We start from the raw sequence: 22607 nt of genomic DNA, 5'->3' as shown, positions 1-22607 counted from the left end.
AAATATCGCGCCAGAGGGGTGATTTGCGGTGATATATTATGCATCGCCGTCATGCATGGAAATTTTGTAATCAGTTGACAGGAAATCTGACAATGCCGCAGCTTTTGGCTTTCTCGATTTTGGCGTTCATTCTTTGGGTCGGGGATATTGTCTCGGTCAGGACGCGATCGTGGTTGCCATCGGTGTTTATCTGCGCGCTGCTGTTCCTGTTCGGCTATTGGACTTTCTTCCCGCAGGACATCGTCGAAATTGCCGGCTTCCAGACGCCGATCGTCTATCTGGCAATGTATCTGCTGATCACGAATATGGGCAGTTTGCTGTCGTTCGCCGAATTGACGCGGCAATGGCGGACGGTTGTCATCGCCCTGTCGGGGATCGTCGGGATCATCATCCTGCTGTTCACAGCGGGGCTGCTGGTTCTGGATTACCAGACCATTGTGATCGCCACGCCGCCTTTGGTGGGGGGAATTGTCGCCTCATTGATCATGTCGCAGGCGGCGACCGATGCCGGATTGCAGGCGCTGTCGGTGCTGGCGATCCTTGTCTATGTCATGCAGGGCTTTGCTGGTTATCCACTGACTGCCATCATGCTGAAGCGTGAAGGTCGCCGCGTTCTTATCGCGCATCGCAAGGGGGAATGGCAGGCTGTAACGCGCGCTGACACAACCGTCGTTGATGCGGGTGGGCCGCGTCTGTTCAAAGCGTTTCCTGCGGGCTACCAGACGCCCTATTTCGCCTTTATGCGCCTTGGCATCGTGGCCTTTGCGGCATGGGGATCGGCACAACTGCTGTCGCCCGTTGTAACGATCAGCCCGTTCGTGCTGTGTCTGGTCTTTGGCGTCATCGCCACGACACTTGGTTTTCTGGAACGCGAACCGCTGCGAAAGGCCAATGGCTTTGGCCTGACGGTGCTGATCCTGATGGTCTTTATCTTTGACGGCCTGAAGCGCGCGACGCCGGATATGCTGACGCAACTGGCTGTTCCATTGGTCACCATCGTCGTGATCGGTCTGATCGGGATGTATCTGGCATCATTTCTGACGGGGCGGTTGCTGGGTGTGTCGCCTGCTATGGCCTTTGCCTGTTCACTGACAGCGCTTTACGGGTTTCCTGCCGATTATATCATCACGAATGATGTCATCCGCGCCCTGTCCGATGACGAGGATGAACGTGCCCTTCTGACCGACCATCTGCTGCCGCCGATGCTGGTGGCGGGCTTTGTGACCGTGACCATGGTTTCAGTCGTTCTTGCGGGGCTGTTTGTGGGGCTGATCGCATGACCGGATATGCCGACACCCGCCGCGTTGCGGACCTGATCGAGGATCTGGACCAGTTTACGGCCACCCCCGAAAACGGCACGACGCGCCTGACCTACAGCGCGGAATATGCCGCCGCGCGTGATTTCATCATCACCCATATGCTGCGCGCCGGACTTGAGGTCAGGCAGGATGCCATCGGCAATATCTTTGGCAGGCTGGCCGGCAGCAATCCGGATCTGGCGCCGGTTCTGGTCGGATCACATCTGGATTCCGTGCCAAATGGCGGACGCTTTGACGGGCCTGCGGGCATCATTGCAGGTCTGGAAACGGCCTATCTGTTCCGCGATCTTCGACTGACACCCGAACGCGGGCTGGAGGTCGTCGCCATGATCGAGGAAGAGGGCGCCCGTTTTGGCGGCGGTCTGCTGGGATCGCGGATGCTGACCGGACGGGTCGCGCCTGCGGATCTGGTCGAACTGACCGATGATCACGGTGTTTCGATGGCGGATGCGATGGAGGGTTACGGTCTGGATCCGCAAAAAGCCGTGCAGGCCGTGCTGGCGCCCAATGCCTATCACAGCTTTCTGGAACTGCACATTGAACAGGGCCCCGTGCTGGAGGATGCCTGTCAGGATGTTGCCATTGTCGACCGGATCGTCGGTATTGCACAGTTGAAGGTCACCATCTGGGGGCGCGCAGGCCATGCAGGAACCACGCCGATGCACGCCCGCCGCGATGCCTTGACGGGGGCCGTTGCCATACTGTCACAACTGTCGGGCCTGCCGGTGCAGACCAGCAAAGAGGCTGTCCTGACCGTTGGCAAGCTGGAGGTTCTGCCCGGCGGCGCGAATGTCATTCCCGATCTGGTCAATTTCACCGTCGATCTGCGTGCGCCTTTGGCCAAGGATATCGATTGGATGATTTCCTGCGTCCGCGATATTGTCGGCAGCGCCTGCACCGGTGGTCTGACGGGCGATGTCGAAGAAATGCTTTATGCCAAACCCACGATGCTGTCGCCCGATCTGCATCGTTGTTTGACCACCAATGCGCGGGCCTTGGGGCTGAAGTACCGGACCATGGTCAGCGGCGCAGGGCATGATGCGATGATCATATCGGCGGTGATGCCAACAGGCCTGATTTTTGTTCCCAGCCGCGACGGAATTTCCCACGCGCCCGAGGAATGGACCGATTACGCACAGCTGGCGCGGGGTATCGATGTAATCTTTACCACCATCCGCGACATGACGGGGGCTTAACGTTCCAGCACCAGCATATCGTTTTCAAAGCTGACCCGCGTGAAGCGGCGCAGATAGGACATGCCCAGCAGTGAGTCTTCCAGTTCGCTGTTGATGACGACGGCGGTGACATTTCGGTCCGCAGTATCGCCTATGGCAAAGCTGTCGATCGTGACCGAGGCTGTGGAGACCCGTCCATTGGCCGTCACGGCAATCCCGTCAAAACGCAGGTTGTCGAGATGCAGGCCGATGGCAGTGGCGTCATTCCGGCTGAGGGCGATACGCGTGGCGCCGGTATCGACAATGAAACTGACCGGTATGCCGTTCAGTTGTGCCGTCAGGTGGAAATGACCGTCGCGCCCCGAGGGAATCTCGATTCGGGTGCCATTGTTCAGGACCTGCTGGCGCGGGGCGGTCCGTTCCATGTACCAATCGGCCCCCATGGTCACACCTGCAAAGATCACCACCCAAAGCAGCAACTGCCGTAATTTTTGTCCGCCACGTCCCGACAGTTCGAACAGCATCGCGCCGCCGATCACCACCAGCAGAACGACATAGAAGACAAGTCTGGCGACATCGTCTTCCAGCATCAGAACAGCCCCGACCCTTGCAACCCGTCGATGACAAATTGCACCGACAATGCGGCCAGCAACATTCCCAGCAGACGGGTGACAACCATGGTGCCGGTGCGCCCCAGCCCGCGGGCCAGCGGTGTGGCCAACATGAACAGCACCATAGCGATGGCCAGAACCGACAGCATGACCAGATGGATCATCACGATATGGCCCACGCCGCCATCCTGCCCGACCAGCAGGATCATGGAGGCCAGCGCCCCCGGACCCGCCAGCAGCGGCATGGCCAGCGGAAAGACCGACGGATCATGGCTTGGTTCGTCTTCCTCGGCCTTGCCTTCGCGGCGTTCGGTGCGGCGTTCGAACAACATGTCCAGTGCCGTTAAAAACAGCAGCATCCCGCCCGCGATCCGGAACGCGGAAATCGAGATGCCGATCCCCGACAGGATCGCATCCCCCGCCAGACCGAACAGCGTCAGCAGGATCGCGGCAATGAACAGCGCGCGAAACCCGATACGGCGGCGCTGTGCAGCGTCCATATCCAGCGTCAATGCGATGAAAATCGGCGCAAGGCCGATCGGGTCGATAATCACGAAAAGCGTGACGAATGCGGTGATATATGTGGCCATGTCCATAGGCCCTTATCGCCTGCCGTTCGTTCCCTGCCAAGACCGCGATAGGTAACGGTATTGCAACGATCCCCGAAAGGGCTTTGCATTCCCGTTTCATGGGCCTAAATATCGGGTGCGGGTGTCAGGATCACCCTGCAATGGAGTTTGTCATGCTGAACAATATCGGCCTTCCCGGCCTTCTTCTGATCGCAGTTGTCGTGCTGGTCCTGTTCGGACGCGGTAAGATTTCGTCCCTGATGGGCGAAATGGGCAAAGGCATCACCGCGTTCAAACGCGGCGTGAAAGAAGGCGCGGATGAAAACGAAACCGCAGCTGAGGAACCCCGCAACCTGCCGGGCGAAACCGCACGCGATGTGACGCCGCATACCACCCCTGCCGCGGGTTCGAAAACGAACGACCGTATCTAAGCCCGGAAAGGCGCGTCCCTTATGTTGGACATTGGCTGGACCGAACTGCTGTTGATCGGCGTTGTCGCCTTGATCGTGGTCGGTCCCAAGGATCTGCCGCATCTGTTCCATACGCTGGGGCGCCTGACGTCCCGTGCGCGTGGCATGGCACGGGAATTCACCTCGGCTATGGAAGATGCGGCCAAAGGCTCTGGCCTGGACGAGGCGGCGAATTCGCTGCGTGACGTCAAGAACATCGCCTCGAAAAAATCGCTGGGGCTGGACGCGCTGGAACGCGCGACCGAAAAATTCGAAAAATGGGACCCCAAGCGTCCCGCACCCAGAAAAAGCGTGCTGCCGGATCCGGCGGCCCCTGCCGTGGCGGAAACACCCGCACCCGCAGCAGCCAAGGATCTGCCCGTGGCCGATAGCCCGCAGCGTCAGCTGCATGCGGTGCGTCGCTCTGATATGAAAGACGACTGAATTGGCCAGCAACATCCATCCTGATGAGAACCCGGACGAAAGCTCGGCCCCGCTGATCGAACATCTGGCTGAACTGCGAAACCGGATCATCTGGTCCATGGTCGCGTTCATTACCGCGATGGTGCTGTGCTATACCGTCTGGAACCCGATCTATAATTTCCTGACGCAGCCGATCTGTCACGCATTGGAAAGCCGCAATCAGGAATGTGGCCTGATCCTGTTGAAACTGCAGGAAGGCTTCTTCGTCGCCGTGCGTATTTCGCTGTTGGGCGGCTTTGTGCTGGCCTTCCCGATCATCGCCTACCAGATGTGGCGCTTTGTGGCGCCGGGGCTTTATCGCAATGAAAAGGCGGCATTCCTGCCGTTCCTGATCGCATCACCGGTGATGTTCTTTATCGGTGCGGCCTTCGCTTATTACATCATCCTGCCGATGGCCTATGACTTCTTTCTGGGCTTCCAGCAGGGGCCGTTGAACCTGCCAGATGACGTGGCAGCGGGGGCGCCCGCGATTCCGTCCGACAGTGCGTTGGCGGCCATCGTGTTCCAAGGCTCGGTCGATGAATATCTGTCGCTGACGACCAAATTCATCCTGTCCTTCGGTCTCAGCTTCCAGTTGCCGGTTCTGCTGACCCTGATGGGGCGGGCAGGGCTGGTGTCGGCCGCAGGTCTGGCGTCGGTGCGGCGCTATGCCGTGCTGGCCATTCTGGTGCTGGCCGCTGTGGCGACCCCGCCGGATGTGATTTCACAGGTGGTGCTGTTCGTTGTGGTCTATGGCCTGTTTGAAATTTCGATCCATCTGGTCCGCCGCATCGAACGCAAGCGCGAGGCCGAGCTGCGCGCACAAGGCCTGTGGGTTGATGAAGACGAGGATGACGCATGACACGTCCCCCTTTGGACCGGATTGCCGATGCGCTGGAACGGCTGGCCCCGCCGCCCGTTCCTTCGCCTGATTTTTCCAAGGCGAATGCCTTTGTCTGGCATCCCGATCCCGACCGCCTACTGCCGGTCGAAACTGTTGACGGTGTCGATCTGACGCAACTGATCGGGATCGAACGGTCAAAGGCGACTTTGCTGGCCAATACCCTGCAATTCGCGCGCGGCTTTGCGGCCAATAACGCGCTGCTTTGGGGGGCGCGTGGCATGGGGAAATCGTCTCTGGTCAAGGCGGTCCATGCTGAATGCGTAGGGCAGGGCTTGCCGCTGTCCTTGGTTGAAATCGCCCGCGACGACCTGTCTTCGGTCGGGCGCTTGCTGACCATTCTAGGGCGCGCCAAGGACCGGCGTTTCCTGTTGTTTGCCGATGATCTGTCGTTCAGCCACGATGATACGCAGTATAAATCGCTGAAGGCGGTTCTGGATGGCGGCATCAGTGGCCGTCCGGCGAATGTGCTGCTTTACGCCACCTCGAACCGGCGTCATCTGATGCCGCGCGATATGATCGACAACGAACGTGCCAGCGCCATCCATCCGGGCGAAGCGGTCGAGGAAAAGGTTTCACTTTCAGACCGTTTCGGACTGTGGCTGGGCTTCCACCCCTGTGATCAGGACGATTATCTGGCGATGATCGCCGGATATTGCGCGTTCTATGGTCTGCAGATCGACGCGGATGACCTGCGTGCCCAAGCCATCGAATGGCAGGCGACCCGCGGGGCGCGGTCGGGCCGTGTGGCGTGGCAATTCTTTGTCGATCTGGCGGGGCGTCATGACATCGCGCTGTAACCTTTCGGGATGGTGCGCCCTGATACGGGCATGAACGACCGCCATTCGCCCAATGTATTGACCGGCACGCGCATCCGCGAACGACGGATGGCGATGTCGCGCAGGCAGGCCGACATCGCGCGGGCGGTGGGAATTTCACCCGCCTATCTGAACCTGATCGAACACAACCGCCGTCCGGTCAGCCCCGAACTGATCGCCCGCCTTGCGTCCGAGCTGGAGGTTCCCGCCGACGAACTGGCCGAGGGCCGCGAAGAGGTCCGCATCGCCGCCCTGCGCGAGGCGGCAGCCCATCCTGTTGCGGCAACCTTGTCGCCCGAACTGGAACAGGTTGCCGAATTTCTGGCCCGTTTTCCCGGTTGGGGCCAGCTGCTGATCGCGCATGCGCGCCGCGCGGGAGGGCTGGAAAAGCAGCTGGTCGATTTGTCCGACCGGATGACGCAGGATCCCTATCTGCTGACCACCCTGCACGAGGTGTTGTCGGCGGTGACCGCCGTGCGATCCACCGCCGCGATTCTGGTCGAGGAGGGTGAGATTTCCGATGAATGGCGTCGCCGTTTTCACACCAACCTGCACGAAGACAGCCAGCGCCTGTCATTGACCGCACAGGCATTGGTCGCCTATCTGGACAGCTTCGAGGCCGAGGGCAGCGCCGCCACCCCCCAAGAAGAGGTTGAGGCGTGGCTGGCCGCCGGTGCGCCCGCTGCCGTCGATACGCCGCAATTGGCTTCGGATGCGGCACGGTCAATGGCCACGCAGTTGGAGGTCGGGCTGCATCAGGACCAGATCGCGCTGCCGGATCAGACCCTGATCGATGCGCTGGTGCATAATGATGCCAAAACCGACCCCTTACGGCTAGCCGCGCGGCTTGGCGCGCCGCTGGATCTGGTGATGCGCCGTCTGGCCGATCTGCGCCCTGCTGGATACGAGGGGGCGGGCCTGTTGGTTTGTGACGGATCGGGTGCGCTGACCCTGCGCCGCGCCGCCCCCGGTTTTCCCTTGCCGCGTCCGGGTGACAGCTGCGCGTTATTGCCACTGTATCAATCGCTTGCAACGCCGCAGGTGGCGACTTCGCAGGTTGTTGCGACACCGGACGGTCGCGGTTTCCGCACCTTCAGCTATGCGACCCGCAGCCAGCCGCTGGGTCTTTCAGGACCGCTGCTGACGACGGCGCAGATGTTGTTCATGCCGCTGGAGGGTCCGGCCCCCGATGACGCCTTGCCCATCGGTCCGGCCTGTCGCATCTGTCCGCGTGGTGCATGTCCGGCGCGGCGCGAACCGTCGATCCTTGTGCCGCAGACCGGTCCTTCAGGGGCGACTGATCGCAGTCTTTGACACAGGGTCGTGATCCAGCCCATGATCGCCCTCTGTAAGCGTTGGAATGGTGTGGAGAGGGGGGATGCAATTGGACATCCTGATGATCGAGGATGAGGTGAACATCGCCGAGGCGGTGCGCTTTATCCTGACCCGCGCGGGGTGGCGGGTCGATTTGCATGGCGACGGGGATGGCGCAATCCAGATCATCCGCACGCAGCGCCCGCGTCTGCTGATCCTTGATCTGATGCTTCCCAACCGTTCGGGGGCTGAAATTCTGGCCGAATTGCGGCAGGATGCCGACCCTGAACTGGCGGCCATGCCGGTGCTGATGCTGACCGCCCGCGGGCAGGTGGGGGATGCCGGCGGTCAGGCCGATGCCGTTCTGTCCAAACCTTTCGACAATGACGACCTGCGCGCGATGGTGCGCAAAATGCTGTCATGACTGCGGATAGGGTGTCCTGATGCCGGACCGTCCGCTGTTTCTGGAACGCGCATCTTTCCGCCGACGTCGTCTGGGCGATGCGGCGCGGGTTCTGCCCGTGCTGGCGATGATGCTGATGCTGGTGCCGGTTTGGTGGGTGCCGCGCAGCCTCAGCTATGCGGGCGGGGCGGTGTGGGTCTTTACCCTTTGGGCGGGGCTGATCGTGGCCGTCCGCGCACTGCACCGCGCCTTGTTACGGGCCGAAACTGCGACCATCCGTGCCAGCGAAGATCATGCAAAGATCACGGTGCATAATGCCCCTTAACGCGCTTGTCATCAGCTGTCTGGCCTATGCCGCGCTGATGTTTGCCGTGGCCTACGCTGCCGATCGTGCGGCTGCGCGGGGGCATGTGCGCTGGCTGGACCATCCACTGGTCTATACGCTGTCGCTGTCGGTCTATTGTTCGGCATGGACGTTTTACGGCGCGGTTGGCTATGCCTCGCGGTCGGGGTTGGAATTTCTAACCATCTATCTGGGTCCGACGATCATCTTTTGCGGTGCATGGTGGGGGCTGCGGCGGCTGGTGCGGGTCGCGCGGATGCATCATGTGACCTCGGTCGCAGATCTGATCTCGGCGCGGTTCGGCAAATCGAACCGTCTGGCGGCGATGGTGACCCTGATCGCCGTGATTGCCGCAACGCCCTATATCGCGCTGCAACTGCAATCGGTCCGCCTGTCGTTCGAGGTTTTCGCCATGGACCCGCGCGGTGTCGTCACGGCGGATGCCCTTGGTGGCACCGCGCTGTGGGTCGCCATCGGACTGGCCGCCTTTACGATCCTGTTCGGCACCCGCAATCTGGCCGCCGATGAACGCCACCACGGGGTTGTCACTGCCATCGCGTTCGAGGCTGTCGTCAAGCTGGCTGCCTTTATCGCCCTTGGGATATTTGTTGTCTGGGGGCTGGCCGACGGGCCGGTCGATATGCTGGCCCGTATCAATCGCGCCAGCACCGACCCCCGCATCGCCGAAGGCTGGCTGTTAAAGCCCGACCGCTGGACCGCGCTGATCCTGATTTCCGCCGCCGCCATCCTGACCTTGCCCCGCATGTTTCAGGTGCTGGTCGTCGAGGCCGCGGATGAGGACCGCCTGCACGTCGCGGGCTGGGCCTTTCCGGCCTATCTGTTCGCAATGTCGCTTTTCGTGCTGCCCATCGCGGTGATGGGGCGGGAATTGCTGCCTGCGGATGCCAACCCCGATCTTTATGTGCTGACGCTGCCAGCAGCCTCGGGGCAGAACCTGCTGGCGCTGCTGGTGTTTTTGGGCGGGTTCTCGGCGGCGACATCTATGGTGGTGGTCTGCGCGATTGCGGTGGCGACGATGGTGTCGAACCATTGGCTGGTGCCCGCATGGCTGGCCCTGCGCCGCATCCCCGTGGGTGAGGATACCGACGACCTGCGCGGTTTTGTGCTGAACGCTCGGCGCTTTGCCATTCTGGCGATCGTGGCGGCGGGCTGGGTCTATCATCAGGCCTCGGGCGGGGCGGCGGCACTGGCGGCGATGGGGTTGGTGGCCTTCAGCGGCATGGCGCAGGTTCTGCCCGCGATGCTGGGCGGTTTGCTGTGGCGGGGGGCGAACCGCAAGGGGGCCTATGCGGGGATCGGGCTGGGGTTCACGCTGTGGATCGGTCTGGTGTTTCTGCCCTCGGTCGGGATCGGGGGGGATCTGCCGGTGCCGCAGGGGATGGATGCATGGACCGCGGCTGTCGCGCTGTCCTTGGCGTTGAATACGCTGGTCTTTGTCGGGGTGTCGATTTTCGGTTTTCCCGATCCGGTCGAACGCTTTCAGGGCCTGTCCTTCGTGTCGGCGATCGAACCTTTGCGCCACAGCCGCACGGCCAGCGCGGATGACCGTGCCGAACCCTTGCTGGCCATGGCGCGTCGTATCTGGGGCCCCGAGGCCGCCCTGCGTTATTTCCAGACCGAGGCACGCCGGCAGGGCAAATCGGGGTATCTGCCCGATCTGACGCCGGATTTTCTGACGGGGCTGGAACGGCGGCTGGCGGGGTCCATCGGATCAGCCACGGCGCATGCGATGATCGACCGAGTGGCAGGCGGGGTGGCGCTGACGGTCGCCGACCTGTTGCAGGTCGCGGATGAGGCGCAGCGGGCCAAGGAAGAAACCCAGCGGCTTGAGGCCGCGCAGGCTGAACTGACCCGCACCGCCCGCCAGCTGCATCAGGCAAATGAAAAGCTGACCACATTGTCGGTGCAAAAAGACGCGTTTCTGGGCCAGATCAGCCATGAACTGCGCACGCCCATGACCTCGGTCCGCGCATTTTCCGAGATTTTGAAAGACCCCGATGTGTCGGACCCCGACCGCCTGCGCTTTGCCGCCATCATTCATGACGAGGCGGGCCGTCTGACCCGTCTGCTGGACGATCTGCTGGATCTGTCGGTGCTGGAAAGCGGGCAGGCGCAGCTGAATATCACCGTGGTCAATCTGCATGACCTGATCACCCGCGCGCTTGAGGCAGCTTCGGCCACGCGGGCGGAACGCGGTTTTCTGATCGACCGCGATCTGCCGTCGGAACATCTGGGGCTGATCACCGATCCCGACCGGCTGTTGCAGGTGCTGATCAATGTCATCAGCAATGCCCGTAAATATTGCGATGCGGTCCATCCGGTGCTGATCATCCGCGTCCAGCGCCCGCAGGCAGGTGGTGCCATCATCGACATCATCGACAATGGCAGCGGCATCGACAGCGGCCGCCAATCGCTGATCTTTGAAAAATTCGCCCGCCTGAATGACCCGGCGCGGGCAGGTGGCGCAGGGCTGGGGCTGGCGATCTGTAAAGAGATTATGGTCACGCTTGGCGGTGATATCGGTTATCTGCCGGGGCAGGGCGGGGCAGCGTTCCGGATTGTGCTGCCGCAGAAACCCGCGGGCGGGACCGGTTAACCGTTTCTCAACCCTGATTGCTGAATATGGGGGCGGGACAGGTTGATTCGGACATGATATGACCATTGCAGATGCCATCGGCGGTGATACGGCCATCGCGGCGGATACCAAGACAGGGGGCATCTTGCGCCGCATGTTGCGGGCCCGCACGGATGCAGACCAAGGTCGCGCACCAACCCTGCCGCCCCCTGTTCCGACGACACCGGCCAAGGCTGCGGCAACGGCGATCGGGCGGGCGGCTGACCGGCTTTATAATCTGGCGGTCCAGCCGGTCCATGTCGTGCCCGGTGTGATGACCTTGGCCGAACTGCCTGAATTGCTGCCGGAGTTGCCGCTGGTTGTCGTACTGCAGGGGACGGGGGATCATTTGGGGATGATCGCGCTTTGTCCGCAAACAGTTGCCAGCCTGATCGAGGTGCAGGCCCTTGGCCGCGTCACGTGTCGCATATTGGAACGTCGCAGACCGACCCGCAGTGATGCAATGCTTTGCGCCGATTTTATCAATCTGCTGCTGACAGAACTTTCGGCGGAAACAGAAGGGCTGGACGGGTTTCAGGGGATTGGCGGTTATCGTTTCCTGACCCATCTGGACGATCCCCGCCCTTTGGCGCTGATGCTTGAAGATAAGCCCCTGCGCAGTCTTGGCTTTGATTTGCGGATGGGAACGACCGATACGCGCGATGGCAGGGTCCTGCTGGCCTTGCCACAATCGCAAACGGTCGCCGCCGCCAAACCGCAGGCCACAGCGGTGCCGCTGCCGGTCAAGCCGGCTGTGCCGCGCGCATCGCTTGGGGGGGCGGTCCAGCAGGCGCCGCTGGATGTCGTCGGGGTGCTGTGCCGGCGCAGCGTTTCACTGGCAGAACTGCGGGCGCTGGCACCGGGGCGCATCCTGCAACTGCCGCGAGCCTGTCTGACCGATGCGCGGCTGGAAACGGTCGATGGCCAGATCCTTGCCGCCGGAAAATTCGGCGAGGCCGAGGGCTGTCATGCCATCCGTCTGCGCGACATGACGGCCCCGCCAATGGCCGATACACCACCGGCTGCATCAGTGCCGCCGCCCGCCGATCTGTCCAGACCTGACCCGTTTCGACCCCAAACCGGCGAAATAACACCCCGTGATCCGGCCCAAAACGCAACGATCCTTCGGTCAACCCGCTAATATGACGCTTTTGCCTTGAAATCCGCGCGTTGCGGACGCATCTAACAGCGGTCCCGAATCTTGCGGGATGACAAATATGGAGTGACCATGGCCAAGGAAGAAATGCTCGAATTCCCCGGCGTCGTGAAAGAACTCCTGCCAAATGCGACATTCCGGGTCGAGCTTGAAAACGGCCATGAGATTATCGCACATATGGCAGGAAAGATGCGTAAAAACCGCATCCGCGTTCTGGCCGGCGACAAGGTTCAGGTGGAAATGAACACCTATGACCTGACCAAGGGGCGCATCAATTACCGCTTCAAGTAAGCTGTCCCACGGGACGGCTGACGCCACCAACGGAGGCCGTATCATGGCCGAACTGCGCCCACCCCGGCTTGTGCTGGGATCGGCAAGCCCGCGCCGGCTTGAATTGCTGGCGCAGATCGGCATCACGCCGCATGCGCTTCGCCCCGCTGACATCGACGAAACACCGCAAAGGGACGAAGTTGCCCGCGCCTATGTCCGCCGTATGGCGGTCGAAAAGGCGCAGGCGATTGTTCTTGAGGAGGATGAAGCCTGCCTGACCGCCGATACGACCGTTGCGGTCGGACGGCGGATATTGGGCAAGCCCGCCGATCGTGCCGAAGCCGCCGAATTCATGCGATTGATGTCGGGGCGACGCCATGTCGTGCTGACCTCAATGGCGCTGCGCTTTGGTGACCGCTTGTCTGTGCGGGTGGTCGAAACCAAGGTGCGGATGCGGTCAATCGACGCCGCTGCGCTGGAAAATTATCTTGATATGGGTGACTGGCAGGGCAAGGCGGGCGCCTATGCGATCCAGGGGGCTGCTGCGGCCTTTATCCCGTGGATCGAAGGGTCGTTTTCCGCTGTTGTCGGTCTGCCCCTTTCCGAAACCGCCGCCATGCTGGCCGCAATCGGTATCCATTCCGCCCCTGAAGGAGCACGCCCATGAAGGGTCGCCAAGTCGTTTTGGGTCATCTTTTCGGCCAGGAAGCCGCCGCCCTGATGGAGGATGGTCAGCTGGTCGATCTGCTGGTCGCCACCGATGCTGTCTCGTCGTTGGCCCCCGGTGCAATCTGCCGCGCCGAGGCGGACCGTTTCATGAAAGGGCAGGGCGGTATTTTCCTGCGACTGCCGGATGGCCAGACCGGCTATCTGCGCGACCGCAAGGGCGTGTCCGAGGGTAAGCCCTTGTTGGTTCAGGTCGCGGGCGTCGCGGATGATGGCAAAGCCGTTCCCCTGACCACCCGACTTATTTTTCGTGGCCGCCATGCGCTGGTCACGCCGGGCAAACCGGGGGTCAACGTCTCGCGCCAGATCCGGATCGAGGATCGCCGTGATGAACTGGAGGCATTGGGTCAGGAAGCCCTTGGCCCACGGGATTATGGCCTGATCCTTCGCAGTGCCTCGGAAGGGGCGGATGATCAGGATATCACCGACGAACTGGCCGAATTGGTGGAACTGGCCGACGGTGTCTGCGCCGAAACCAGTGGTAAGCCGGAACTGCTGCTGGATGCCCCGACACCGTGGGAACAGGCGTGGATGGATTGGGCCGAACCGGTTCCTGACGCAATCGAGGAAGGCGAAGACAGCTTCGAACGCTGCGGCGTCCTCGAGGCGGTTGATTCGCTGCTGGCCGCGCAGATTGCGCTGCCCGGCGGTGGCGATGCCTATATCGAAACCACCCGCGCGCTGGTTGCTGTCGATGTGAACACCGGCAATGACACCTCTATTGCTGCGGGGTTGAAGGTCAATATCGCTCTGGCCCGCGAACTGCCGCGTCAATTGGCGCTGCGCGGTCTTGGTGGCCAGATTGTTGTCGATTTTGCACCGATGCCCAAGCGCGACCGTGCGACGCTGGATCAGGTTCTGGGCGCGGCTTTCCGTAACGCAGGTGCCGAAACCACTTTGGTCGGCTGGACCGCGATGGGCCTTTACGAGTTGAACCGCAAACGCGACCGCGTGCCATTGGCACGTCTGGCCACCGCCAGCGGAGAGGCCTGATGGCGGCCTGTCCGATCTGCGGCAAGGAAAGCGTGCCGGAATACCGCCCGTTTTGTTCGAAACGCTGCGCCGATGTTGACCTGGCAAAGTGGTTGCGGGGGTCCTATGTGATCCCTGGCGCACCGCTTGACGATATTTCTTCGGACGAAAACGGTTCTGATTGAAAAAACATGCGTTTGGGTCTGGACAGTCCGCTCAACCCCTCGTAAATACCCCTCACCCGACGCGGCAACCCGCGTCACTAAGGGCCCGGATAGCTCAGTTGGTAGAGCAGCGGATTGAAAATCCGCGTGTCGGCGGTTCGAATCCGTCTCCGGGCACCATTTAAATTATTAAAAAATAAGATTGTTCGAAAAAAGGTTTTTCCTTTAAACGTTTGACAGTTTTTAATTGTGGTTTGACAGTTTTGGTCGCCGTTCAATTTCACTGTCATAGACTGCCATGGCTTCGCGGTTCTTTGAGGAAAAGTAGAGCGTCCCGAGAAGGTCGGCTATTTGTCGTAGATCTGCTCCGCACACGCAAAGAACTGTTGTTACGGTATGCCATAGACCTTTTAGCGTGAGATCTTCTGACAAATTTGCACCTGTTGCGGTTTGGTTCCGCTCCTTGGATAGCATGATGTGCAGCAAAGGAGACGACCTATTGGCGCGGGGCGAACGTATAAATTCCGCAAGGATGCAGTGCGTATTGCGCTGACAAGCGGGCTTTCGCGGCGTTAGGTCGCGGATGATCTTGGGGTCGGCTTGTCGACCTTGAACCGATAAGTGGTAACGCACCGCGACACGGATTTGGTGTCGTCTGAAGATCATGAGGTTGCGCGAAAGAACGAACAGCTTCGGGGCGAGAACCGCATTGTCAAAGAGGAGAGAGACATCCTTAGACAAAGCCACACGGTTCTTCGTGATCCATGGAGGGCATGAACGCCATCGGTCTGAGTGAATAAGTTTCGGTTCGTTGAAGAACAGCGCCATGCCTGCCCGATTAACCGGTTGTGTCAGCTCATGAATGTCAGCCCGCGTGGCTTGCGGGCTTTTTGGAACTGCACCACCAGCCGCAGGCAGCACATGGGCTTGGTTGCTCTGGCGCATATCAAGAAACAGTCGCGTTTGAGCCTGGTCAGCTATGGTCGCCTATAGATGACCGAAGGGTTGAAGGAGGTCGGTGCCGATGCGGGTCGCCTAATGCGCGAAAACGGGATTTTCGCTTGAAGAACGCGCAAGCTCAAAGCCCCGACCGATAGCAACCATACGTTCAACATCGCCCCGAACTTGCCGGACCGCAATTTTGGTGCAGCCGGGCCGAACCGGAAAAGGGCGGGCGACATCAGCTACATCCGGACCCGAGAGGGTTGGCTGTATCTGGCAATGATCCTTGATTTGCACTCCGGGCACGTGATTGGCCCTGCCGTCAGCAACCGGATGAAGCGCGATCTGGCGATCCGGGCTTTAAAGATGGCCGTTGCCCTCCAAGTGCCACCCAAGGGCTGCATCTTCGACAGCGATCGCGGCAACCAATACTGTTCGCATGACGATCCGAAGATCCTGCGCCAGCATGGTTTTAGAGCGTCCATGAGCGGCAAGGGCAATTGTTATGACACTGCCGCCGTCGAGCGTCGCCTGTTCTCTCGAACCAATGGCGTTCACAGGCTCCATCTTAAGGACCATCAGGGCAGAGCTGAAATGGCAGCGGTCTTGGGAAATTAGGCGGCAAGCCGAGATGGTGATCTTTGAATAGATCAACGGCTTTTATAATCCATGCCGCCGGTATTCAGCATTGGGTTGGAAAAGCTTGGTCGCCTTCGAATAGAAAGGTGCCAAAAAGAGCACTTGGGGCGGTACATAAAAGCGACAGGTTCAATGGAGTGGTTAACTTGTATTTGCGGGTCCCGATAAGCGTTATGCCATTCTCTTGCTTCATGTGGCTACTGTATTAGTGTCGGACCTTACGTCCCTGCTACTATTATCTTTTGTTCATGCGCGGCCCTTTATAGCGTTGCGGGCGGGGCGGTGGTTTTTAGGAATATGAGCGAAGGATGATTATGCCATCGGGTTACCGTTAATGTACTGATCAAACCCTTCATTCAAGAAAGCTGCGAGATGTAATCCGCATAATCTGGCATAAGATTTTATTAATCATTTCTCTTAATGGGCTTCGATGGGCGCCATGCCCTTTGGCTTTGGCCTACAAGAAGTTTCACTTTCCAACACCTCGCTTGCCTTGCGCCACAAACGTATCTCTTTGCCGAAATGATCTTTTTTAACCACTTGCGCGATCCCGACATCCGTCCGTCATCTGGATATTTCGGGTTCACCTGTTCGGCGTCGAACGCCTGAATCCACAGTCGGGGGCCGTTTGTTGTCGTGTCTGTCCATTGGTCGTCGCAATGTGCGTCTCATCACGACGAAACTGCTTTGGATATATCGGTGCCATTCCCGATCTGCATTCATCGCAGATACTCTTCAAAGAAAACCAGACCGGAGCCGCAGCAAGGCCAACAAGGGGTTTTGCGGTCATATATACCGTAGTTGATCATTAGAAAAATTCTGGATCCGCCGTTCTGACATGACTGGTGCATATGTCGGTTTTACAAAATGGTCTGCCCCGCCATAAAAGCCGCGCATTTATCATGCTGAAAAACCGGCGCTAAGGTATTCTGCGCGCGCAAAACCTTGACCTTGGGGATGAAACTGGCAACGGTTTGGAAAGCCGCTATGTGTCTGGCGGAAATGGCCGAAAGGGTTCTAGGTGGCATCACTCTTGGCGTTTATCCAGATCGGCGGCGCGGTTGCTTTATTGCTGTTCGGATTGAAGCTGGTTCAGGACGGCGCGACCAAAGCCTTCGGGTTGCGGCTGAAAACGGCAATCGGCTTGGGGACAAAGACGGGATTGCGGGCTTTCTTTTCGGGATTGGTGGCAACGCTGGGGCTGCAATCGTCGACCGCGACGGCGCTGCTGACGGCCTCGTTCATTGATCGCGGGATGATTCGGGGCCGGATGGCGCAGATCGTGCTGCTTGGGGCGAATGTCGGAACGGCCCTGACGGCGGTGATCGTTTCGGCCGGGATCGAGGCGATCAGCCCTTTGCTGTTGCTGCTGGGCTATGGCTTGGGACGTCGGCAGGCGACGGTCTGGGTGGGGACGGGCAAGGCGCTGACAGGTATCGGCCTAATGCTGCTGTCGCTGTCGCTGCTGGGTGCTGCGACGGATCCTTTGCGCGAAGCACCCGCCATGGCCAGCTTTATCGGTTTGCTGGATCAGGCCTGGCCCGTTGCGCTGGTGTTTGCTGCTGTGCTGGCGGTGCTGTGTTCGTCATCCTTGGCCGCGGTGCTGCTGGTTTTGTCGCTGGATCTGCCACCGGGTCTGGCTGTGGTGATGGTGCTGGGCGCGAATATCGGTGGCGCTGTGCCACCTGTGCTGGCCACGCTGACATCGCGGGCGGCGACGCGCCGTCTGACAGTGGGCAATCTGATCGTGCGGTCGGCGGGGGCTTTGCTGGCCTTGCCGTTCGCGGGATTGGCAGGGCAGGCGCTGGCGGCGCAGGATATCTGGACCAGCGGGCTGGCCGTGCAGGCGCATCTGGCCTTCAATCTTGTGCTGGCGATGTTGGTCTGGCCCTTGGCACGGGTTCTGACGCGCATCTTGCGTCATATGGTCCCCGATCAGGAAGAAGCCGGCGAAAACGCCCCGCAATGGCTGGATGAAACCGCCTTGGAAACGCCACCCCTTGCATTGGCAGGGGCCAGCCGGCAGGCGCTGGCCATCGGTGACGTGATCGAACGGATGCTGGAACAGACGCGCGTGGGTTTTCGTAAGAACGACGCCGCCCCATTGGCCGAGGTTGCCAAGCTGGAAGAGCGGGTCGATCTGCGCCAGCAGCAGGTGAAAACCTATCTGTCGCGGTTGGGGCGCGGGGCCAGCGAAACCGAACGCCGCCACACGATCACCATTCTGGATTATGTGATCAATCTGGAACATGTCGGCGACATCATCGACCGTGGCCTTGCCGTGCAGGTCCGCAAGAAGATCGGGCTGCAACTGCATTTCTCGGATGAAGGGTATAAGGAACTGGACACCATGTTCCTTCAGACATTCGAGGTGCTGAAGCTGGCGCAGACGGTCTTTATGACCCGCGACCGCGATCTGGCGCGCCGTCTGATGGAGCTGAAGGTCGAAATCCGCAATCAGGAACGCCAGTCATCGCAACGCCATCTGATCCGCCTGCGTGAAGGGCTGGAAGAAACGCGCGAAACCTCGTCGGTCCATCTGGACATCCTGCGCGACCTGAAGCGCATCAATGCGCATTTCGTTTCGGTCGCGCATCCGATTCTGGATGAAGAAGGGCTGCTGATCGAAAGCCGTCTGCGCGGCGGATAAGCAGCCCTGTCAGGTCATCAGCCCCAAAGCTGCGACAGGGTCGAGATGGGGTCGTCCTGCGTCCAGAGTTCCGGCCCGAGGGCGATGAAATCGCTGATGGGTGACAGCTGGGTGATCAATTCGCGGGTGATGGCACCTTCGGCAACGACCGGCACTTCGATCATTTCCGACCACCACTGGAACAATTCAAGGTCGACGACCTCGTTCTTGTACAGGGCCGATTCGCCGATCGGGCCAAAGGACACGTAATCCGCACCGGCTTCGGCTGCGTTCATGCCTTCGTGGCGCGAGCTGCCGCAGAAAGCGCCGACAATGGCGTCATCACCCAATTCCTTGCGGGCATAACGGACGCTGCGTGCGCCGTCATTCAGATGCACGCCGTCAAGGCCGTGGCGCTGCGCAAGTTTGACATGATCGTCAATAACAACAGCAACATCTCGGGCATGGGCGATTTCACGGGCCATATCGGCAAGGCGGCCCAGCTCGTCCTCCTCGGCGCCGCCGCGGATGCGAAGGCAGGACGGGGAAAAGCGGTCCATCACTTCGGCCAGCATCGGGCCAAGGGCATGGGCCTGCGCGCCGGCAGGGGTCATCAGATACAATTGCGAGGCATCGGTCATGGCGTGTCTCCTTTGTGTCGCAGATAGCGCAGCTTGCCGCGCACCGCCAGACGGACTATTTGCGGGATCATGCAAATCGAACGTCATCCTGTCATTATTCTTGTGCGCCCGCAAATGGGTGAAAATATAGGCGCAGCCGCGCGCGCCATGCTCAATTTCGGTTTGACCGAAATGCGGCTGGTCGAACCGCGCGACGGCTGGCCGAACCCCAAGGCTGTTGCCATGGCCTCGGGGGCGGCGGGTCAGGTGCTGGATCAGGCCAAGGTCTATCCGACGCTGGCCGAAGCGATGGAGGGCATTGATTACGCCTATGCCACCACCGCGCGGGGCCGCGAGTTGTCCAAGCCGGTCTATACCCCCGCCACCGCGATGGAGAAAGTCCGTGGCCATGCCGGACGCAGCGCCATTATTTTCGGCCCCGAACGCGCGGGTCTGGAAAACGAGGATATCGCGCGGGCCAATGCCATCGTCACCGTTCCGGTCAACCCCGATTTTCCGTCGCTGAATCTGGCGCAGGCGGTGTTGCTGATAGGCTATGAATACGGCCGCGACACCTTGCCGCCGGAACCTGCCCCCCACGCGCGGCATTCCGAAAGCCATGATGTGGCCAACCGCGTGGAAATCGAACGGCTGGGCGACCGCTATGACGAGGCGCTTGGCGAAACCGGCTTTTTCTTTCCCGAAGAAAAGGCGGCATCCATGCGGATGAACATGCGCAATATGTGGTCGCGGCTGTCTTTGACACGCGGTGACGTCAAGATCCTGCATGGCGTTCTGCGCCAGTTGACCCGCCGATAGGCGCCCCATAACCTCTGCCTGACGCAAAGGAGCAAGCGATGGCCAAGCGCCCCGTTTTCGAGGAAGTCTCGGACCTGACCGCAAGCCGCCCCGTCCAGACCACCGGCATGATCGACGCCCGCCCGAAAGGTGCGCGTCGCGCCATCCGGTTCTGGCTGCTGGTCCTGTTCGCCATGGTTCTGGCGATGATCGCCCTTGGCGGCGCGACCCGCCTGACCGGATCGGGTCTGTCGATCACCGAATGGGCCCCCGTGACGGGGTCGATCCCGCCGCTGTCCCGTGCCGATTGGCAATCCGAATTCGAAGCCTATCAACAGATCCCGCAATATACCGAAGTGAACGCGGGCATGTCGCTGGGTGATTTCCAATATATCTATATGTGGGAATGGTCGCACCGCCTGCTGGGCCGCCTGATCGGGTTGGTCTGGGCTGTCGGCTTTCTGTTCTTCTGGGCCACGGGCCGCATTCCAACGGGCTGGAAGTCGCGCCTGCTGGCCGTGGGGGCGCTTGGCGGTCTGCAAGGTGCCATCGGCTGGTGGATGGTCAGTTCCGGTCTGGTCGAGGGGATGACCCGCGTGGCGTCCTATCGTCTGGCCACGCATCTGGGCATCGCTTTTGTCATCCTTGGCCTGATCGCATGGTACGCCCTGCAACTGTCGCGGTCCGAGGCAGAATTGCTGCGTGCCCGCCGCGCGGGCGAGGCCAAGCTGTTCGGCATGTCCACAGGCTTGCTGCATCTGGCATTCGTGCAGATCCTGATCGGCGCGCTGGTCGCTGGTATCGACGCGGGCCGGACCTATACCGGCTGGCCGACAATGGGGGGCGAATGGATCCCGGCCGCCATCTGGGACGCAACGCTTGGCTGGCGCAATTTCTTTGAAAATCCTGCGCTGGTGCAATTTATCCACCGCATGACGGGCTATCTGGTGGCGATCTTTGCGATTGTCGTCTGGATGCGGTCGCGCAAATCGCCGCATAAGGTGACGCGCGGCGCCTTTACGGTGATGATCGTAGCGGTGGCCGCACAGGTGGGCTTGGGTATCATGAATGTCATCCATGCCTCGCCGCTGGATCTGGCGCTGTCGCACCAGATCGGCGCGGTTATCCTGTTCTCGTTGATCCTGCGGGCGCGTCACCATGCCCGCTATCCGATTGAAACCTCTATCAGGGGAAGCCTGCGATGAGCGCGCTTGAAGATCTGTTTGCCTTCCAGCACCAGACCGAGGCTTTGTCTTCGGTCTCCGAACGCCTTGGCTGGGATCAGGAAACCGTCATGCCACGCGGCGCGACGGAACAACGGGCCGAAGAAATGGCCGCGATGGAGGAAGTGCTACATGAACGCCGCACCGATCCGCGCATCGGCGAATGGCTGGATGCGGCCAAGCCGGTCACGCCATCCGATCACCGCGCCGTCGATCTGATCGCCCGCGATTTCGCCCGCACCAGCAAGGTGCCCGCCCGTCTGGCATCCGAACTGGCGCGCCTGACATCGCTGGCCCAAGGCATCTGGGCCGATGCCCGAGCCAAAGACGCCCCGAACGATTTCCTGCCGACGCTGGATCAGGTCCTGATGCTGAAGCGGGAAGAGGCTGCGGCCCTTGCCGATGGCGGCGATCTTTATGACGCCCTGCTGGAGGATTACGAACCGGGCATGACCGGTGCGCGTCTTGCCAGCCTATTCGACCAGATGCGCCCGCGTCTGGTGGCCCTGCGCGATGACGTGATGGGGGCAGAACGCCAGCCCAAAGCCCTGTCAGGTCATTTCCCGCAGGAAACCCAGCTGCGTCTGGCACGTGCCTGTGCATCGGCCTTTGGTTATGACTGGTCGCGTGGCCGGCTGGATCTGGCGGTGCATCCCTTCAGCAGCGGTCGCTGGCAGGACAGCAGGATCACCACGCGTGTGGTCGAAACCGATCCGTTCAACTGCATTTATTCGGCCATCCACGAGGTCGGGCATTCCAGCTATGAACAGGGCATCGACCCCGATTATGCGTTCACGCCATTGGGGCGCGGCGTGTCGATGGGCGTGCATGAAAGCCAAAGTCGCATCTATGAAAACCAGATGGGGCGGGGGCGTGCCTTTACCGGCTGGCTGTTCGACCGCATGTCGCATGCCTTCGACGGGCTGAACATCACCGATGCCGATGATTTCTATGCCACCGTCAACCGTCTGACCCCCGGCTATATCCGCACCGAATCGGACGAGGTTCAGTATAACCTGCACGTCATGCTGCGGTTTGATCTGGAGCGTGATCTGATTTCGGGCCGTCTGGACACCAATGATCTGGTCGAGGCATGGAATTCCCGCTTTCTGCGCGATTTCGGCGTGCCTGTGGACCGTCCGGCGAATGGTGTTTTGCAAGATGTTCATTGGTCGGTGGGCCTGTTCGGCTACTTCCCGACCTATGCCTTGGGCAATGTCTATGCGGGTTGCCTGAACCAAGCGTTGTGCAATGACGTGCCCGATCTGGATGCGTCACTGGCCCAAGGAGATGCATCGCAGGGCACTGAATGGTTGCGTGAAAACGTCCAGCGCCATGGCGGCCTGTTGCCACCGGCGCAGGTGATCGAGGAAGCCTCGGGGCAGGCGATCAGCCCCGAACCGTTGCTGTCCTATCTTGAGGACAAATTCCAAGGCATCTACGGATTGTGAAAAAGGGGGGCAATGTGC

22 protein-coding genes, 1 tRNA gene and 1 pseudogene are annotated in these 22607 nt (G+C 60.6%); 21 read left to right on the top strand and 3 right to left on the bottom strand.

The annotated features are described in order from the left end of the window. Positions 1-92: 92 nt before the first annotated feature. Together DWB67_RS01950 and DWB67_RS01945 are read left to right on the top strand one after the other, a co-directional pair. Positions 93-1280, top strand: coding sequence for a hypothetical protein (locus DWB67_RS01950; protein WP_119805813.1), 1188 nt, complete (start codon positions 93-95; stop codon positions 1278-1280). After that, positions 1277-2515 (top strand): Zn-dependent hydrolase, encoded by a 1239-nt coding sequence (locus DWB67_RS01945; protein ID WP_119805812.1) that lies wholly within the window; start codon positions 1277-1279, stop codon positions 2513-2515. The genes DWB67_RS01950 and DWB67_RS01945 overlap by 4 nt, the downstream gene beginning before the upstream one ends. Here the strand turns inward: DWB67_RS01945 and DWB67_RS01940 are convergent. Both DWB67_RS01940 and DWB67_RS01935 read right to left on the bottom strand, forming a co-directional pair. Further along, positions 2512-3084, bottom strand: a complete 573-nt coding sequence (locus tag DWB67_RS01940; protein WP_119805811.1) for a TIGR02281 family clan AA aspartic protease — start codon at positions 3082-3084, stop codon at positions 2512-2514. The two genes, DWB67_RS01945 and DWB67_RS01940, sit on opposite strands and share 4 nt — an antisense overlap. Next, complete coding sequence (locus DWB67_RS01935) at positions 3084-3701, bottom strand: MarC family protein (protein WP_119805810.1); 618 nt, start codon at positions 3699-3701, stop codon at positions 3084-3086. Before DWB67_RS01935 ends, DWB67_RS01940 begins: the two co-directional genes overlap by 1 nt. A 146-nt stretch (positions 3702-3847) precedes the next feature. Between DWB67_RS01935 and DWB67_RS01930 the strand changes: the two genes are divergently transcribed. From DWB67_RS01930 to DWB67_RS01855, 16 genes and pseudogenes are all read left to right on the top strand, one after another. Beyond that, positions 3848-4105, top strand: coding sequence for a twin-arginine translocase TatA/TatE family subunit (locus DWB67_RS01930; protein ID WP_119806152.1), 258 nt, complete (start codon positions 3848-3850; stop codon positions 4103-4105). A 21-nt stretch (positions 4106-4126) separates the two neighbouring features. After that, a complete protein-coding gene (tatB, locus tag DWB67_RS01925) occupies positions 4127-4567 on the top strand; it encodes a Sec-independent protein translocase protein TatB (RefSeq protein WP_119805808.1) in 441 nt (146 codons plus the stop codon). 1 nt (position 4568) lies between these two features. Continuing rightward, positions 4569-5447: a twin-arginine translocase subunit TatC gene (gene tatC / locus DWB67_RS01920; RefSeq protein ID WP_255418505.1), complete on the top strand. Its 879-nt coding sequence runs from the start codon at positions 4569-4571 to the stop codon at positions 5445-5447. After that, entirely contained in the window at positions 5444-6286 is an 843-nt protein-coding gene (locus DWB67_RS01915) for an ATP-binding protein (protein WP_119805807.1), read from the top strand. The genes tatC and DWB67_RS01915 overlap by 4 nt, the downstream gene beginning before the upstream one ends. Before the next feature lie 30 nt (positions 6287-6316). Further along, positions 6317-7618, top strand: a complete 1302-nt coding sequence (locus tag DWB67_RS01910; RefSeq protein ID WP_119806150.1) for a helix-turn-helix transcriptional regulator — start codon at positions 6317-6319, stop codon at positions 7616-7618. A gap of 64 nt (positions 7619-7682) precedes the next feature. Beyond that, entirely contained in the window at positions 7683-8042 is a 360-nt protein-coding gene (locus DWB67_RS01905; protein WP_119805805.1) for a response regulator transcription factor, read from the top strand. 19 nt (positions 8043-8061) lie between these two features. After that, entirely contained in the window at positions 8062-8346 is a 285-nt protein-coding gene (locus DWB67_RS01900) for a hypothetical protein (RefSeq protein ID WP_182911460.1), read from the top strand. Next, positions 8336-10981, top strand: coding sequence for a sensor histidine kinase (locus DWB67_RS01895; RefSeq protein WP_119805803.1), 2646 nt, complete (start codon positions 8336-8338; stop codon positions 10979-10981). The genes DWB67_RS01900 and DWB67_RS01895 overlap by 11 nt, the downstream gene beginning before the upstream one ends. Before the next feature lie 58 nt (positions 10982-11039). Then, positions 11040-12140 carry a FliM/FliN family flagellar motor switch protein gene (locus DWB67_RS01890; RefSeq protein ID WP_119805801.1) on the top strand — a complete coding sequence of 367 codons (1101 nt, stop codon included), beginning with the start codon at positions 11040-11042 and terminating at the stop codon, positions 12138-12140. Between the two features lie 87 nt (positions 12141-12227). Continuing rightward, entirely contained in the window at positions 12228-12446 is a 219-nt protein-coding gene (gene infA, locus DWB67_RS01885; RefSeq protein ID WP_010397442.1) for a translation initiation factor IF-1, read from the top strand. Between the two features lie 43 nt (positions 12447-12489). Continuing rightward, on the top strand, positions 12490-13092 hold the full coding sequence (locus DWB67_RS01880) for a nucleoside triphosphate pyrophosphatase (RefSeq protein ID WP_119805800.1): 603 nt from the start codon (positions 12490-12492) through the stop codon (positions 13090-13092). Beyond that, positions 13089-14144: a ribonuclease E/G gene (locus DWB67_RS01875; protein ID WP_119805798.1), complete on the top strand. Its 1056-nt coding sequence runs from the start codon at positions 13089-13091 to the stop codon at positions 14142-14144. Before DWB67_RS01880 ends, DWB67_RS01875 begins: the two co-directional genes overlap by 4 nt. Beyond that, positions 14144-14308 (top strand): DNA gyrase inhibitor YacG, encoded by a 165-nt coding sequence (locus DWB67_RS01870; protein WP_119805796.1) that lies wholly within the window; start codon positions 14144-14146, stop codon positions 14306-14308. Before DWB67_RS01875 ends, DWB67_RS01870 begins: the two co-directional genes overlap by 1 nt. 83 nt (positions 14309-14391) lie before the next feature. After that, positions 14392-14467: transfer RNA gene (locus DWB67_RS01865), tRNA-Phe, on the top strand. A gap of 318 nt (positions 14468-14785) precedes the next feature. Beyond that, positions 14786-15950: pseudogene (locus DWB67_RS01860) on the top strand (IS3 family transposase). A gap of 939 nt (positions 15951-16889) precedes the next feature. Continuing rightward, the gene (locus tag DWB67_RS01855; protein ID WP_119805794.1) at positions 16890-18518 is read left to right on the top strand and encodes a Na/Pi cotransporter family protein; all 1629 of its coding nucleotides are present in this window, start codon (positions 16890-16892) and stop codon (positions 18516-18518) included. Between the two features lie 17 nt (positions 18519-18535). Here DWB67_RS01855 and DWB67_RS01850 read toward each other — a convergent pair whose 3' ends face one another. Beyond that, the gene (locus DWB67_RS01850) at positions 18536-19138 is read right to left on the bottom strand and encodes a thiamine phosphate synthase (protein ID WP_119805792.1); all 603 of its coding nucleotides are present in this window, start codon (positions 19136-19138) and stop codon (positions 18536-18538) included. Positions 19139-19207: 69 nt separating this feature from the next. Between DWB67_RS01850 and DWB67_RS01845 the strand changes: the two genes are divergently transcribed. Genes DWB67_RS01845 through DWB67_RS01835 form a run of 3 tightly spaced genes read left to right on the top strand, consistent with a single transcriptional unit; the run spans position 19208 to position 22589 of the window. Further along, positions 19208-19936 (top strand): RNA methyltransferase, encoded by a 729-nt coding sequence (locus DWB67_RS01845; RefSeq protein WP_119805790.1) that lies wholly within the window; start codon positions 19208-19210, stop codon positions 19934-19936. Positions 19937-19974: 38 nt separating this feature from the next. Next, a complete protein-coding gene (ctaA, locus tag DWB67_RS01840) occupies positions 19975-21120 on the top strand; it encodes a heme A synthase (RefSeq protein ID WP_119805788.1) in 1146 nt (381 codons plus the stop codon). Beyond that, complete coding sequence (locus tag DWB67_RS01835; protein ID WP_119805787.1) at positions 21117-22589, top strand: carboxypeptidase M32; 1473 nt, start codon at positions 21117-21119, stop codon at positions 22587-22589. Before ctaA ends, DWB67_RS01835 begins: the two co-directional genes overlap by 4 nt. Positions 22590-22607: the final 18 nt, after the last annotated feature.

The sequence above is a fragment of the Paracoccus sp. JM45 genome, assembly GCF_003590715.1.
Classification (GTDB): Bacteria; Pseudomonadota; Alphaproteobacteria; order Rhodobacterales; family Rhodobacteraceae; genus Paracoccus.
Note: the sequence above shows the minus strand (reverse complement) of the source record. Positions and strands in the feature narration are given on the sequence as shown.